Origin of the sequence: Acinetobacter sp. YH12043 (assembly GCF_013419915.1) — a bacterium.
Lineage (GTDB): Bacteria > Pseudomonadota > Gammaproteobacteria > Pseudomonadales > Moraxellaceae > Acinetobacter.
The window spans coordinates 179,109-192,643 of record NZ_VOZD01000002.1 but is presented as its reverse complement, the minus strand read 5'-3'; the positions used below and the strand labels follow the sequence as shown (position 1 = coordinate 192,643).

13 protein-coding genes, 2 rRNA genes and 1 riboswitch are annotated in these 13,535 nt (G+C 41.2%); of the genes, 9 read left to right on the top strand and 6 right to left on the bottom strand.

All coding sequences use genetic code 11. The features are described from left to right. Both FTU01_RS01935 and rrf read left to right on the top strand, forming a co-directional pair. Positions 1–242 (top strand): 23S ribosomal RNA (locus FTU01_RS01935); the annotation flags it as partial. A gap of 202 nt (positions 243–444) precedes the next feature. After that, a 5S ribosomal RNA gene (gene rrf, locus FTU01_RS01930) occupies positions 445–559 on the top strand. Positions 560–711: 152 nt separating this feature from the next. On the opposite strand, the gene FTU01_RS01925 is transcribed toward rrf, so the two are convergent. From FTU01_RS01925 to FTU01_RS01900, 6 genes are all read right to left on the bottom strand, one after another. Then, positions 712–1,290, bottom strand: coding sequence for a lytic transglycosylase domain-containing protein (locus FTU01_RS01925; protein WP_166138226.1), 579 nt, complete (start codon positions 1,288–1,290; stop codon positions 712–714). Between the two features lie 213 nt (positions 1,291–1,503). Next, positions 1,504–1,992, bottom strand: a complete 489-nt coding sequence (locus FTU01_RS01920; protein WP_180137977.1) for a GNAT family N-acetyltransferase — start codon at positions 1,990–1,992, stop codon at positions 1,504–1,506. Between the two features lie 106 nt (positions 1,993–2,098). Beyond that, the gene (locus FTU01_RS01915; RefSeq protein WP_180137975.1) at positions 2,099–3,298 is read right to left on the bottom strand and encodes an acyl-CoA dehydrogenase family protein; all 1,200 of its coding nucleotides are present in this window, start codon (positions 3,296–3,298) and stop codon (positions 2,099–2,101) included. A gap of 23 nt (positions 3,299–3,321) precedes the next feature. Then, entirely contained in the window at positions 3,322–4,608 is a 1,287-nt protein-coding gene (locus FTU01_RS01910) for an acyl-CoA dehydrogenase family protein (RefSeq protein WP_180137984.1), read from the bottom strand. A gap of 252 nt (positions 4,609–4,860) precedes the next feature. Then, entirely contained in the window at positions 4,861–6,234 is a 1,374-nt protein-coding gene (locus FTU01_RS01905) for an AarF/ABC1/UbiB kinase family protein (protein WP_005235905.1), read from the bottom strand. Between the two features lie 156 nt (positions 6,235–6,390). Next, positions 6,391–6,699 carry a hypothetical protein gene (locus FTU01_RS01900; RefSeq protein ID WP_166138211.1) on the bottom strand — a complete coding sequence of 103 codons (309 nt, stop codon included), beginning with the start codon at positions 6,697–6,699 and terminating at the stop codon, positions 6,391–6,393. A gap of 201 nt (positions 6,700–6,900) precedes the next feature. Between FTU01_RS01900 and FTU01_RS01895 the strand changes: the two genes are divergently transcribed. The 7 genes from FTU01_RS01895 to FTU01_RS01865 all read left to right on the top strand — a co-directional run bounded on the left by FTU01_RS01895 (position 6,901) and on the right by FTU01_RS01865 (position 13,511). Further along, positions 6,901–7,287 carry a lysozyme inhibitor LprI family protein gene (locus FTU01_RS01895; protein WP_180137973.1) on the top strand — a complete coding sequence of 129 codons (387 nt, stop codon included), beginning with the start codon at positions 6,901–6,903 and terminating at the stop codon, positions 7,285–7,287. 197 nt (positions 7,288–7,484) lie between these two features. After that, positions 7,485–8,495 carry a 50S ribosomal protein L3 N(5)-glutamine methyltransferase gene (gene prmB, locus FTU01_RS01890; protein ID WP_104426049.1) on the top strand — a complete coding sequence of 337 codons (1,011 nt, stop codon included), beginning with the start codon at positions 7,485–7,487 and terminating at the stop codon, positions 8,493–8,495. Between the two features lie 12 nt (positions 8,496–8,507). Further along, positions 8,508–9,602: a chorismate synthase gene (gene aroC / locus FTU01_RS01885; protein WP_180014728.1), complete on the top strand. Its 1,095-nt coding sequence runs from the start codon at positions 8,508–8,510 to the stop codon at positions 9,600–9,602. Positions 9,603–9,666: 64 nt separating this feature from the next. After that, a complete protein-coding gene (locus FTU01_RS01880) occupies positions 9,667–10,197 on the top strand; it encodes a GNAT family N-acetyltransferase (protein WP_180017443.1) in 531 nt (176 codons plus the stop codon). 52 nt (positions 10,198–10,249) lie between these two features. Then, a complete protein-coding gene (locus FTU01_RS01875) occupies positions 10,250–10,684 on the top strand; it encodes an Imm44 family immunity protein (RefSeq protein WP_180017441.1) in 435 nt (144 codons plus the stop codon). Between the two features lie 160 nt (positions 10,685–10,844). Further along, a complete protein-coding gene (locus FTU01_RS01870; RefSeq protein WP_180137971.1) occupies positions 10,845–11,753 on the top strand; it encodes an AEC family transporter in 909 nt (302 codons plus the stop codon). A 291-nt stretch (positions 11,754–12,044) separates the two neighbouring features. Next, positions 12,045–12,132: riboswitch (glycine riboswitch) on the top strand. A gap of 134 nt (positions 12,133–12,266) precedes the next feature. Beyond that, the gene (locus tag FTU01_RS01865) at positions 12,267–13,511 is read left to right on the top strand and encodes a D-amino acid dehydrogenase (protein ID WP_180137969.1); all 1,245 of its coding nucleotides are present in this window, start codon (positions 12,267–12,269) and stop codon (positions 13,509–13,511) included. Positions 13,512–13,535: the final 24 nt, after the last annotated feature.

Sequence of the window (13,535 nt, the reverse complement as noted above, 5' to 3'; positions counted from 1 at the left end):
GGACCAGAGTGGACGAACCTCTGGTGTACCGGTTGTGACGCCAGTCGCATCGCCGGGTAGCTATGTTCGGAAGGGATAACCGCTGAAAGCATCTAAGCGGGAAGCCTACCTCAAGATAAGATTTCCCCGAGACTTTATGTCTCCTAAAGAGCCGTTGAAGACTACGACGTTGATAGGTTGGATGTGGAAGTGCAGTGATGTATGAAGCTGACCAATACTAATTGCTCGTGAGGCTTGACTATACAACACCCAAGCAGTTGTATATAAAGCATCAATTGATTTCATATTGATCTAACGATCAGACGAAAACTTGATTTAGTTAAGCTAATCGAACAAACTACTACGACTCAGATACATCTGTTAATGCATTCTATTTGAAGAAAGCTAGGCAAACGAAGCACAAGCAACGTAGATAAGACCATAGCGAGTAAGCATACCAGTTGTGCTGGCGACCATAGCAAGAGTGAACCACCTGATCCCTTCCCGAACTCAGAAGTGAAACCTCTTAGCGCTGATGGTAGTGTGGGGTCTCCCATGTGAGAGTAAGTCATCGCCAGCTCATTATTCCAAAAGCCCTCTGCTCACGCAGGGGGCTTTTTTTATGCGTGGGATTTAATAAAATAAGATAAAAAGACTTAAATAAATTTAAGCCTTTTTATTTACGGATTAATATTTCTGGAATGCATTTAATTAATCATTAGTACGTTCTAATTACATCGATTTTTTAAGTTGCTTCTGGTGCGTTAAAACTTCTTTTGCATATTTTTTGCCTTGTTTACGCATTTTCCGATCTTTCTCATAGGCAGTAGGGCCTACATTATAATAGCCCAGCGCTTTTTCTAGGCTGCCACTAGATTCCTGATAACGTGACAGAATATAACTCCCACATCCAATATTTATTGCTTCATTAAATAAATCAGGTCCACATGTAGATTGCCAATAACGCGGAACAATTTGCATAAGACCCACAGCACCTGCAGGTGAAGCGACCTGACTGCGATAGGTAGATTCCTGTCGAATCACGGCTGCTACTAGCAAGGGATCTAGACTATGTCTTTCGGCATTTTGAATAATTAAAGGTGAAACGCGAGTAGCAGTTATCGCAGGCACAGCATATGCAGTCTGAATTCCTTGAGACAGTTTAGCAGAGCGTTTTTCTAAGGAATTACCTCCTAGTGAGGAGCAAGCACTTATTAATATTGTACTTAAACCAAGTATCCCAATTTTTAAAGTAGTAGGATTTAAGACCTTTAATAATGAATAGTTTTTGCCAGAAAATTTGCCCAACAACTTTCAGCTTCCCTGTATTTTTAAAATTAGATTGATCTTAGGAAGATGTATGAAAATCGTCAAGAAATTAGATGATTTGTTTACAAAGACAACTTAGATTTTGTTGAATAATGAATTTTTTATGAAGAATTGTTTAAAGAAAAGCCAATTAACAGTCGAATTTGTATCTCAGGCTTTTCTTTAAAGTGTATGTGTTTAGATGCACAAGAAAGCTTAGTCTAAAGTTTTTAGCATCCAGATTTCACAAGCTGCACTATGACCTGTATTGCCTTCGGGATGATCGAGATGTTCAAAACCTAATTTTTCGTAAAGCTTCACTGCCTGCCAAAGACTTGCAGTAGTCTCAAGATAGATTCGTTTAAAGTTCTGCTCATGAGCAAAGTCAAAGGTCAGATTTAAAATCTTTTTTGCAAATCCATAACGACGAATAATGGGTAAGAAATACATTTTCTGTATTTCTAGAATACTCTGATCACCCTGTAATGGCGCAATACCTCCGCCACCAAAGACTTGATCCTGCTCATCGATAATGACCCAATAAGCTGCATTTGGCTGCTGATATACTTCATACAGGTTATCCAGGATTGAATCACCGACAGCAAAACCGGATTCTGCTGCAAGTCTGAATTCTACGGAAACTTCACGAATAATCTTGGCAATTTGAGCATTATCTTGAGGTTGTATAGGACGAATAGAATACATAGGTTATGACATAAAAAAGGATGGAAATTTTATAGTCCGAAAACCATAAAAAATCCATCCTTTTTGTTGATTCATTCTTTAATGAAGCGGTATTTCCAGTTTTTTATTATTTTAATTCACTTGAAGATTTACCTAGTTCACGTCGAGCAATAATCAGTTGCTGGATCTGTTGAGTTCCTTCGAAAATATCCAGAATCTTGGAGTCACGTGCCCATTTTTCTAAAAGTTCTGCCTCGTTATAGCCTATAGATGCTGCTAATTCGACACATTTCAAAGTGATTTCATTCGCGATACGACCCGCCTTGGCTTTAGCAATAGAAGCTTCACGGGAATTAGGCTTACGATTATCCGCCATCCACGCAGCTTTTAACATTAATAAACGGGCAGATTCCCATTCGGCTTCCATACGATAAATCTGCGCTGCAATATTCGATGTTTGTAAGTAAGGTGTATGGTACTCAGAATCTAGCTGATCCTTAAAAATTTCCTTGGTTCTCTCTAAAGAAGCTTTAGAGCAACCAATTGCCATCGCTGCAACGAGTGGGCGGGTATTATCAAAAGTTTCCATGACCCCAGCAAAACCCTTGGCCACATCAATTTCAGCATGTCCAAGCAAATTAGCAGCAGGTATACGACAATCAATAAAACTAATTGCAGCCGTATCCGAGGCTTTAATGCCTAGCTTATGTTCCAGACGCTCGATTTTCATGCTGGGTGTGCCTTTGGGTACGACAAAGGATTTAATTGCAGCACGGCCAAGTTTTTTATCTAAAGTCGCCCAGACGACAACCGCATCTGCACGTTCGCCAGAGGTGACAAAGATTTTTTCACCATTGAGGATATAGTCATCACCATCTTTAATGGCAGTGGTACGAATGGCAGCTGAATCCGAACCACAGCCTGGTTCAGTAATCGCCATCGCTGCCCATATACCATGAAAGCGTTGCAACTGTTCGTCATTAGCAACGGCAGCAATGGCTGAATTTCCTAACCCTTGACGCGGCATGGATAAAAGCAGTCCGGTATCACCATAACACATTTCGACAATACTAAGTGCTGTCGACATATTGACGCCATTTTTATTGCTTTCATCGCTATCACCGCGTTTATTGACCGCAGCTCCTGCATTCATGCCTTCGCTGCCTTGGTTCATACCATCGACGACAGAGGCAAGCATATCCAACTCTTTCGGATAAGCATGTTCAGCTTTGTCATACTTGCGTGAAATAGGGCGGAGTACATTCAGGGCAACTTCATGTGCCTGATCAATCAGCAATTTGAATTTTTTAGGATTTTGCAAGTTCATTTATTTTTTTCCTTATTCTTTGCTCAGGCATGAAGGCCAGAATGTACGATTGCTGTTGCTCTTAAGTCCCGATACCAGCGTTCTACCGGATGTTCTTTGGTGAAGCCATGTCCGCCGAGAATCTGTACGCCATCTGTGCCAATTTTCATGGATTTTTCTGCACAGAGCAGACGGGCCAGATAAGCTTCTCGATGAAAGTCTTGACCAGATTCTGCAAGACTGGCGGCATTCAGGATCAGCATTTGCATGGCATCAATTTCAATCGCCATATCTGCAATCATAAAAGCTACACTTTGCCGATGGGAAATTGGTTCACCAAAGGCTGTGCGTTCATTGGCATATTGCACACAGTATTTTTTAACCGCTTCACAGGTACCGACCGCCATGGCACACCACATTAAATTGCCTAGATCAAGAAAAGCGGTGTAATCAAAATCGTCATCTCCCAAGCGTTGTGCCGGTGTGTTATTAAATTTGAGATTCACAGTTTGAGTGGCTTTCAAGCCCATAGCCGGAGATTTTTGTGCAGTAATGGTATTATTGCGTTGCACAATAAATACTTCGGTTTTGCCATTCAGATCTGCACTGACCAGATAGATATCAGCAGTTTCTCCGAGCATCACCAAGGTTTTTTCACCATTAATTAAATAGTGATCTCCATTCGACGTTGCTTGAGTTTTTAACTGATAAGGATTAAAGGCAGCTGTTGCTTCTTGTACTGCGAAGGTAGCTTTAAGATGAGGATCATCGGCAAATGCAGTCAAATACTCAGCCTGAACCTGTTCTGAACTCCAACGGGTAATCGCATTAATCACACTAAAAGTAGAAAGCAGACCAGCGGTCAGACTGAAATCACCTTGAGCCAACTGTTGAGCCATCAGGACATTACTGACGATATTCTGTTCTACAGCTACGCCACCTAGAGTTTCAGGCAGCGCATAAAAATTAAGACCCAGATCAGTTGAATATTGCCAGAGTTCCTTTGGGAAGATTTCATGATGATCTGCATCATGTGCCAAAGGATAAAGGACTTCGCTGGCAAACTGTTGCATTGCCTCGCAGGTCATTTGCTGTTCTTCAGTCAGATTCAGATCAAACAGGGATTTGGACTGATGTGGCAAACGTTGTCTTTGAATTTTCTGACCAGATTTCAGGATTTTCTGAGTCTGGCTGAGTGTTTTAAAACCTGCTTTAGAGCTTTGATAAAGAGATTTTTCTAAAAATTTACGCAGCTTTAATTGGTCGAGTAAATCACTTCCAGCCACTTTGGTCAGGATGGACAAGCCAAATCCTTGTGCTTTGTTCACCATATTGTTCATTCTAATTATCCTACGGGGTGTTATCTTATTTGCCTGATGTTGACATGCAGTTCTAGAAAAAACCATGTCATCAATGACATGAATCATTGTCAATTTATCATTAAAATAAAGAGGGGATTTGAAGAATTAAAATATTGAAACTAAATAGAAAAATAAAATAAGAAAAATTAGGTTTTTATCAAAAATTGACCCGAATGACAAAATCATCCGGGTCTTATATAAGGCTAATAATAACTTAGTCGTTTAGAGATGACGTTTAATCATTGCGCGTACATTAGTTTTCGCATCAATCACCGTCATGAAGGTATAAGCGCCAATGAACTTACGGCTGATAAACATAAATTCTTTAGGCGGTACACTGAAATAACGTGAAGCCATGGATTTAGAAGCTTGCTGCATTACCCGGCTATGAAGCTGGCTTTTTTTCCAGTTATAGCGGTCATGTTCATCCATCACACCTGGAGGCAGGTCTTTATTGTTCATTGGCGAGCTGAAGGCTTCTGTGGCTAACAGGAAGACTTTCGCCATATCCGGTTTGATGCTAGGCGGAATAGAATCAAAGAATTCATAACCGGTCATGGCTTTCACCATCATGTCTGAATCATGATGATAACCGGCCTGGATCAGGTTACGCGCTACATTGAGTAGATGCTGGTCAAATTGACGGATTGCACCGAAGTCGAGAAGCACAATCTTGTCCTGAATATTTTCGCCATCACCTAGACGTACCAGATAATTGCCGAAATTCGGGTCAGTCTGCATCTCCCCCCATTCAAAAATCTCACGTACTGCGATTTCAAGGGAAGCCTCACCCAGTTTATTACGACGTTCCTGTGGTAGAGACAACATTACTGGACTATTGATGGGTACACCACGTTCAAAGGTCATACACAGAACACGGTCAGTACAATAGTTATCGATGATGGTCGGTACGATATATCGTGGATCATTTTGCAGACGTTTACAGAAACGACGGGTCGTATCCGCCTCAATTTTATAATTGACCTCACGATGCATCATCTCACGAACTTCATCGAACCATTGATCAAATTCACGGGTTTGCGGCACCATACGGGTCAATTTGAGCATGTTCTTAAACAGGCTCATATCAGAATCAATAGCCTCAGCTACACCCGGGTACTGGATTTTAAGCACCAGTTCCATGCCATCTGACTTGCGTACAGCACGGTGAACCTGAGCCAAAGAGGCGGTACCTAGGGGCTCATGATCAACCGTCAGATCATCTAGCTTGGAACCTAATTGCTGTTGTAATTGGGCTTTGATCGCCGGCCACGCCAAAGCAACTGTTTTATTATTTAACGTATTTAAGGCTTGAGTGACCTCTTCTGGCAGAAAATGTTCGCCATACAGGGCCATCATCTGGCCAATTTTGACAATTGAACCTTTAAGCTTGCCAATTTCTGCAACCAGATAATCGGCCTGTTCTTTCATGGCTTTTTTGCGTCTTCTTTCTTTTTCTTCTTCACTCGAGAACATAGAACCCGCACTGGATGCTGCCCAGCGCGTACCTGCCAGCAAAGATGCCTTTGCGATCGATAAGCGTCGATCCATTGAGGAAGTTTTCAATTGTTTAAGCTTATCGTTCTGATCTGACATGTAAACTCAATCCTTTTATCAGCATAAAGCGGAATAAATCATTGTAGTGGATATTACCGTGTCTGCACGTATTAAAAAAGTTTAAGCCGCTGAATTCACGGTGAAAATCTCGGCAAGAGCATATCGCTTGCCGTTTTGACCAGTGTAGGGTGAATATTATGACATTTGAAATTGAATTTTTAATTCAGATCGTTGTTGTAACTGTTGTTTATTTGTTTGAATATGTTGATGAATTAGGTTCTGGACTGTTTCATGCATAAAACCCAGCGCATAACCCTTCACAATAATGATGCTTGGCAAACTGAAAAACAGGTACTTGGCATCTTCCAAAGTCGCACTATTAAATACACCTTGCTGCATTAACGTGGTCTGTAAAAATACCTTTTCCTGCTGCACCTGACTGGATAACTGGTCATTCCAGTAGTTCTGGCGCATGGCCATAAGATTGTTGTGCTTATAGCTCATAAGATCTGGGCTCGTTTGGACATCATTGCCGAATTATATGCGGCCATAAAATCAAGTTTCAACCAAAGAACTGTGACATCTTTTTAAGCGAGAAAAATATAGGATTTTATCAAGGACTCAGTTAGTATCAGGCAATAATTTAAACAAGATTCATTATTCAATATTGATTGGAAACAAGCCAGTTTTGGTGAAGGGGATACTATGCGTTTTGCATGTTTATTAATGGCAGGTTGTTTGGGGACGATGGCATTACAGGTTCAGGCGGCTACAGGTTATTCTCAGGAATATACCCAGTGTATGAACTTTAGTTATGGCAATACAGCTAAGCTACAAAAATGTGTGAAAAAAGAATTAAAAGCACAGAATAAACGTCTGAAGAAAAACTATAAGACTTATCTGAAATTGAATGCTGGCTATCGTAATAATATTCGTGATCAGCATACAGTGTGGCAACGTAAACTATCACAGCAATGCAAGCTGACTATGAATACCCAATATGCCCAGATTAAACAGGGTCAATGTGTGCTGGAGATGGTAAAAGATCAGGCGAAGTTGTATCAATCGCGTTCTTATCGTGCCGGTGCTTAAACTGATTTTAAGTTAATAAGTCCTTCCGGAAATACCGATAAATCTCAAAAAGCAGGATTCTAATCTACCTGAAATTCAGAAGATCTGTCATTGATAAACCATGGAGAATTCGGGTTTTTCATGGTTTTGGCATTATAAAAGACCTCAAAACAAGGTATCATAAGGCGTTTTAAAAAATGACCTTGGAGACGCCTTAAGTGGATCGACCGACTATTAGCCCTGAACATTTGCAGGAAGCCGCTGAAAATTTAACTACCATTCGTGATTTTATTCGTTTTGGGGTTACAGCATTACGTCAATACGATGCGCACTTAGGTCAAGGTACAGAAGATTATTTTGCTGAAAGTTCAGCGCTCGTTCTACAAACCTTGTCACTGGACTGGAATGCAGATCCTGAAATTCTGGACTCTAAATTATTGCCAAGCGAAGTGGCTGAGTTCTTGAGCTTGCTAGAACGCCGCATTAATGAACGTGTTCCAACCTCTTATTTATTGAATCTAGCCTATTTCTTCGGCAAGCCATTCTATGTCGATGAGCGTGTTCTGATTCCACGTTCGCCAATCGTTGAGCTGATTGAAAACCGCTTTGCTCCTTATTGCCTGACTGAAAATGGTGAAATGGGCGCGGCAGTAAATAACCTGCCAGAAAACCCGAATCCAAAAACTCCACAACGCATTCTGGATATGTGTACTGGTTCTGGCTGTATCGCGATTGCATTGGCCTATGCTTTCCCGGATTCAGAAGTGGATGCAACCGATATTTCTAAAGAAGCTTTGGAAGTGGCGCAGATTAACTGTGAACATCACAGTAAGCAGTACCAAGTAGCGTTACTTGAATCTGATCTGTTCGCTAAAATTCCAGCTGAAAACCAATATGATCTAATCGTATCTAATCCTCCATATGTCGATGCAGAGGATATGGCTGATCTTCCTGATGAATTCCATCATGAGCCAGAGCTGGCATTGGCTGCTGGTCAAGACGGTCTGGATCTAGTTCGCAAGATGCTGGCTCAAGCAGCTGATTATCTGACTGAAGATGGTTTGATCGTGATTGAAGTGGGTAATTCTGAATGGGCGATGAAGCAAAACTTCAATACCGTTGATTTCCACTGGTTACAGTTCCAACGTGGTGGTTCAGGTATTTTTGCACTGACTGCAGCCCAATGCCGTCAATATCGTGATTTATTCATTCAATCTGTTAATTCATAAGGAGTCGTTGACATGGCAGGTAATAGTATAGGGCAACTCTTCCGTGTAACGACTTGTGGTGAATCTCATGGTGTTGGCTTAATGGCCATTATTGATGGGGTTCCACCAGGGATTAAACTGTCTGAAGCCGATTTGCAAAAGGATCTGGACCGTCGTAAGCCGGGTACATCGAAATTTGCAACACAGCGTAAAGAACCAGATGAAGTTGAAATTATTTCAGGTGTGTTTGAGGGTAAAACCACCGGAACTTCAATCGGTCTTTTAATCCGCAATACGGATCAGAAATCGAAAGATTATGGCAATATCGCGCAAACTTTCCGCCCGGGTCATGCAGATTATACCTATACCCAGAAGTATGGTTTCCGTGATTATCGTGGTGGTGGGCGTTCAAGTGCGCGAGAAACTGCGATGCGTGTTGCAGCGGGCGCGATTGCCAAGAAATTCCTGTTTGAAAAATTCGGTATTGAAATCCGTGGTCATGTGACTCAGATCGGTACTGAAAAAGCAGAAAAACTGGACTGGAATGAAGTTCCAAATAACCCGTTCTTCTGTGGTGATGTTGATGCGGTGCCGCGCTTTGAAGCATTGGTAACTTCATTACGTGAGCAAGGCACAAGCTGTGGCGCACGCCTTGAGATCATTGCTTCTAAAGTGCCAGTGGGTTGGGGTGAACCAGTATTTGATCGTTTAGATGCGGATATTGCCCATGCCATGATGTCAATCAATGCCGTGAAAGGCGTGGAAATTGGTGATGGGTTTAGTGTCGCTGAGCAGTTCGGTCATGAAACCCGTGATGAACTCACAACAGATGGCTTCCTGGCGAACCATGCTGGCGGTATCTTGGGTGGTATTTCTAGCGGTCAGGATATTCGTGTTTCGATTGCGTTGAAACCAACGGCTTCCATCACAACTCCGGGTAAAACCATTACCATTAATCGTGAAGATACGGATGTCCTGACCAAAGGCCGTCATGATCCTTGCGTGGGTGTACGTGCAACCCCAATTGCTGAAGCGATGCTAGCAATTGTTTTGATGGATCACTTCATGCGCCATCGTGCACAAAATGCCGATGTCGTTGCGCCGTTTGAGCCAATTGAACCTAAATAATTTGCTTTATAGAAGCAAATGAAATTAAAGTCAGGCTTCGGTCTGGCTTTTTTATATTTATAAAATGAAAAATAACAATATTCGTTTAGCCCAAGCTACGGACATTCAAAGCATTGTTAAGTTGATCAATACAGCTTATCGATCTAATTTGGGCTGGACGCATGAACATGACATTGTTTCAGGTAATCGAATTAATGAGGCTCAGTTAAGTGAGCTTTTAGCACGGCCTGATGTTGAACTTTATGTCTTGGAAAATAATGATCAACTGGTGGGTTGTATTGGTTTGACACACTTCCCAGATTGTTTTGAAATCGGCAGTTTTGCTATTGACCCAGTCCGGCAAAATTCAGGTTATGGCCGAATATTGTTAGATTTCGCTGAGCAATACTCCAGAGAAAAAATACCTTTCAAAAAACTTAGAATGTCTGTTCTTAATGTTCGCATTGAATTAATCGCGTATTATGAGCGTCGTGGTTATCACCAAACCGGCAAAACAGAGAGTTACCCACTGGATGCAGATGTTGGACAGCCTTTAGTAGATTTAAATCTGGTGATTTTAGAAAAGAGTCTCGAAAAGATTGATGAAGTTATTTGAATCTATTTTTGATTCTAAGTGTGTTTAATAAGAATAATGACAGGATATATGAATGGAAGTATGGTTAAGTGCTGAATTAAGTAGGGAAGTGTTAACAGAAGATCATCTTGATCTCGAAAATAAAGCACGTAACGCAGTAGAAAATGCCTTAAATGCTCAACTACAAAATAAGTCGTATGATATTCCGATAGATAAATGGAAGTGCATTGAAATTATAATGGGAAATGATAGTTTTGATGAACGTATTTTTTATTCATTTAAACGTAGAAATATGGATTTCCGTTTAAGGATTGATCCAACAACTTTTAAGGCAACAGATGATTTAGGCCGTGAGAGACTCATTTTTAGGATGCTCTTAAGAAGCCTAGATTTGTTAAAAGTTAAGTTTGAAAAATTCCGTCCGAAGCTTGATGCAAAGGTTTATGAGGAGCTTGAAAGACTAAAAAATGATGCACTAAATGTTGCAAAAGATGAAAGTTGGATTTAAAGCGTATTTTAATTAAAGCCAGCGAGAGTGTTTTTTATTTATTATCCATTGAATTTTCCACTATTTTTATCCTGAAACGAGTCGGTTGTTGTATCCTTGCTCATTGACAGGCAATTGAATAGGATGCGATTGCCGCAAAACCCATATCATGAGTTGTTCAATGTTTCAGACTATCTTCACTGTACTGTTTCCGCTTATTGGCCTGATTACTTTGGGCTATGTATTAAAACAAAGGAAATGGCTGGAAGATAGTTTCTGGCGTGGGGCAGAAAAACTTAATTATTTTGTCCTGTTTCCAGTCATGCTATTTTTAAATCTGGCCGTAGCCAAGATTGAAATGGCAGTCATTAAAGATGTGGTTCTGGTGGTCTTTAGCCTTATGGCGGTGGTCAGTATTGCTCTATATGTGCTGCGCAAGATTTATCAGATTGGCTATGCACGTTTTGGGGTCTATGTGCAGGCACTCCTGCGTTTTAATACCTATATCGGACTTGCAGCAGTGAATGCTTTATTTCATCAGCAGGGCATGACCATTTTCGCCGTAGTGATGGTGTTATGTATTCCACTGGTCAATATCTTATCTGTACTGGCATTTACTCGTAGTTCAGATATGCAGATCTTCAAAATTCTGGTTGATCTGTTAAAGAATCCTTTAATTCTAGGTTCTCTTGTGGGTGGTATATTTAACCTCTCAGGCTTATCGCTTTGGGCCGGGTTTGAATTATTCCTAAAACAGATTGCCTTATGCAGTTTGCCGCTTGGCTTGATGTGTGTGGGGGCTGCCTTACAGTTCCAAGGCTTCCAGCGAGATATCTTCCCATTAGGTCTGGCGACTTTTGGACGTTTATTAGGAATGCCACTTGCTGCTTTCTTTGTCTGCCAATTATTTGATATTGATCCTTTAACCACCCAGGTACTGGTGTTGTTTTTTGCTTTACCTACTGCTTCAGCTTCCTATGTACTGACGCGTGTCTATGGCGGAGATAGCCAGTTCATGGCCAGTATTATCAGTATGCAAACGGTAGTCGCGGCTGGATCTCTCATGTTGATTCTTTCCTGGTTAATTTAATTTTAGTACCTAAAAGTCGGTCATATATTAAAGTCTAATATTAAATCAATCCTATAAATAGCCTAAGCAATTATTAACATTATTGCTTTTCTTAAATGCCTTGCATTGCAGCATGACGTAGGAAAATGAGGCAAAAAACCAAATTAAAATCTTAAAATTCGTTTGAAATAGATAGTGTTATTTCTTCTAAATTTATTGAAAGTATCGTTACCACTTAAATCACGTGAATTAACATAAATAAAAAACTGTAGTCTCCGATAAGATGGTATATAAATTGCTCAGGATAATAAAAATATTATTGCAGGAGAGAAATGCTACTGCATTCGCCGAAGGAGCAAGGTCCCAGGAAACTCTCAGGCAAAAGGACTGCAATAATATATTAAACTCTGGAGAGAAGTGTTGAATCACTCACCGAAGGGGGAAGGTTGCTGCATACAGCTATGATGCAGTCACCGAAGCTCTCAGGTACACATGACAGATGGGAAAGACATCACATATTGAGGAGAGGTGTCTATGCGTCATGTTATTGTGGTGGGGGCAGGCATTACCGGTGTAACAACAGCTTATGAGCTCGCCTTACTCGGTTATCAGGTCACGGTGGTTGACCGTCATCTTTATCCCGCGATGGAAACATCCTTTGCTAATGGCGGGCAACTTTCTGCCTGTAATGCAGAAGTCTGGAATCAAAAAGCCACTGTGTTGAAAGGCATCAAATGGATGTCACAAAAAACCGCACCGCTATTGCTTAATCCTTCTTTTAGTCTGCATAAATATAGCTGGCTGATGGAATTTCTAGGTCATATTAAAAACTATGAAACCAATACCCGGGAAACGGTAAAAATCGCATTACTGGCCAGAAAACGTCTGTTTGAAATTGCCGAAATTGAGCAGATTGATTTTGATCTGGAAAAGCGCGGAATTCTACATTTCTACCATAATAAAGCTGATTATGATGTCGCAATTAAGGTCAATGATCTGTTGTGTAGTGGTGGTCTGGAACGTAATGCCATCAGCAATGAAGAAATCAAGCAGATTGAACCTGCATTAACTGGAGATTATTATGCCGGGTTTTATTGCCAGAGTGATGCGACTGGAGATATTCATAAATTCAGTACTGGACTGGCAAATGCCTGTATGAAAAAAGGGGTGAACTTCGAATTTGGTCAAAATGTATTTGCGGTCGATCACCAAGCACAGCATATTACGGTTAAATGCAGACCAAGCCCTGAAAATGTGCATGCCAATGCTGAAGATGTGCTCGAGATTCAGGCGGATGCCATTGTGGTATGTGCAGGCGTAAGCAGTTATCAGTTGGCAGATCTGTTGGGTGAGCGGGTGAATGTCTATCCGGTGAAAGGCTATTCAATTACGGTACAGCTCAATGATGAGCAAAGTCAGCAAAATGCTCCTTGGGTCAGTCTGCTAGATGAGAGCGCCAAGATTGTCTTGTCACGTTTAGGTAAAGACCGCTTACGTGTTGCAGGAACCGCGGAATTTAATGGTTATAATCGGGATATTCGTGTTGACCGGATTCAGCCTTTAATTGACTGGACACAACGCAATTTCGATCTGTGTACTGAACATGTGGTTCCATGGGCAGGTCTGCGTCCCATGATGCCGAACATGATGCCAGTGGTGCGCCGTGGTAGACAGGAACGTGTCTTTTATAACACCGGCCATGGACATTTAGGCTGGACACTATCAGCAGCAACCGCAGCGATGATCAGTCAGGAAATAGCTCAGCATTACCCGGTCTAAGTAAAAAGCCCGCTTGCAGGCTAT

What these genes read in the sequence shown, in the direction of transcription:
- FTU01_RS01920 (WP_180137977.1), bottom strand. Translation starts at nt 1,992, where the DNA reads ATGTATTCTATTCGTCCTATACAACCTCAAGATAATGCTCAAATTGCC.
- FTU01_RS01915 (WP_180137975.1), bottom strand. Translation starts at nt 3,298, where the DNA reads ATGAACTTGCAAAATCCTAAAAAATTCAAATTGCTGATTGATCAGGCA.
- FTU01_RS01910 (WP_180137984.1), bottom strand. Translation starts at nt 4,608, where the DNA reads ATGGTGAACAAAGCACAAGGATTTGGCTTGTCCATCCTGACCAAAGTG.
- FTU01_RS01905 (WP_005235905.1), bottom strand. Translation starts at nt 6,234, where the DNA reads ATGTCAGATCAGAACGATAAGCTTAAACAATTGAAAACTTCCTCAATG.
- FTU01_RS01900 (WP_166138211.1), bottom strand. Translation starts at nt 6,699, where the DNA reads ATGAGCTATAAGCACAACAATCTTATGGCCATGCGCCAGAACTACTGG.
- FTU01_RS01895 (WP_180137973.1), top strand. Translation starts at nt 6,901, where the DNA reads ATGCGTTTTGCATGTTTATTAATGGCAGGTTGTTTGGGGACGATGGCA.
- aroC (WP_180014728.1), top strand. Translation starts at nt 8,508, where the DNA reads ATGGCAGGTAATAGTATAGGGCAACTCTTCCGTGTAACGACTTGTGGT.
- FTU01_RS01880 (WP_180017443.1), top strand. Translation starts at nt 9,667, where the DNA reads ATGAAAAATAACAATATTCGTTTAGCCCAAGCTACGGACATTCAAAGC.
- FTU01_RS01875 (WP_180017441.1), top strand. Translation starts at nt 10,250, where the DNA reads ATGGAAGTATGGTTAAGTGCTGAATTAAGTAGGGAAGTGTTAACAGAA.
- FTU01_RS01870 (WP_180137971.1), top strand. Translation starts at nt 10,845, where the DNA reads ATGTTTCAGACTATCTTCACTGTACTGTTTCCGCTTATTGGCCTGATT.
- FTU01_RS01865 (WP_180137969.1), top strand. Translation starts at nt 12,267, where the DNA reads ATGCGTCATGTTATTGTGGTGGGGGCAGGCATTACCGGTGTAACAACA.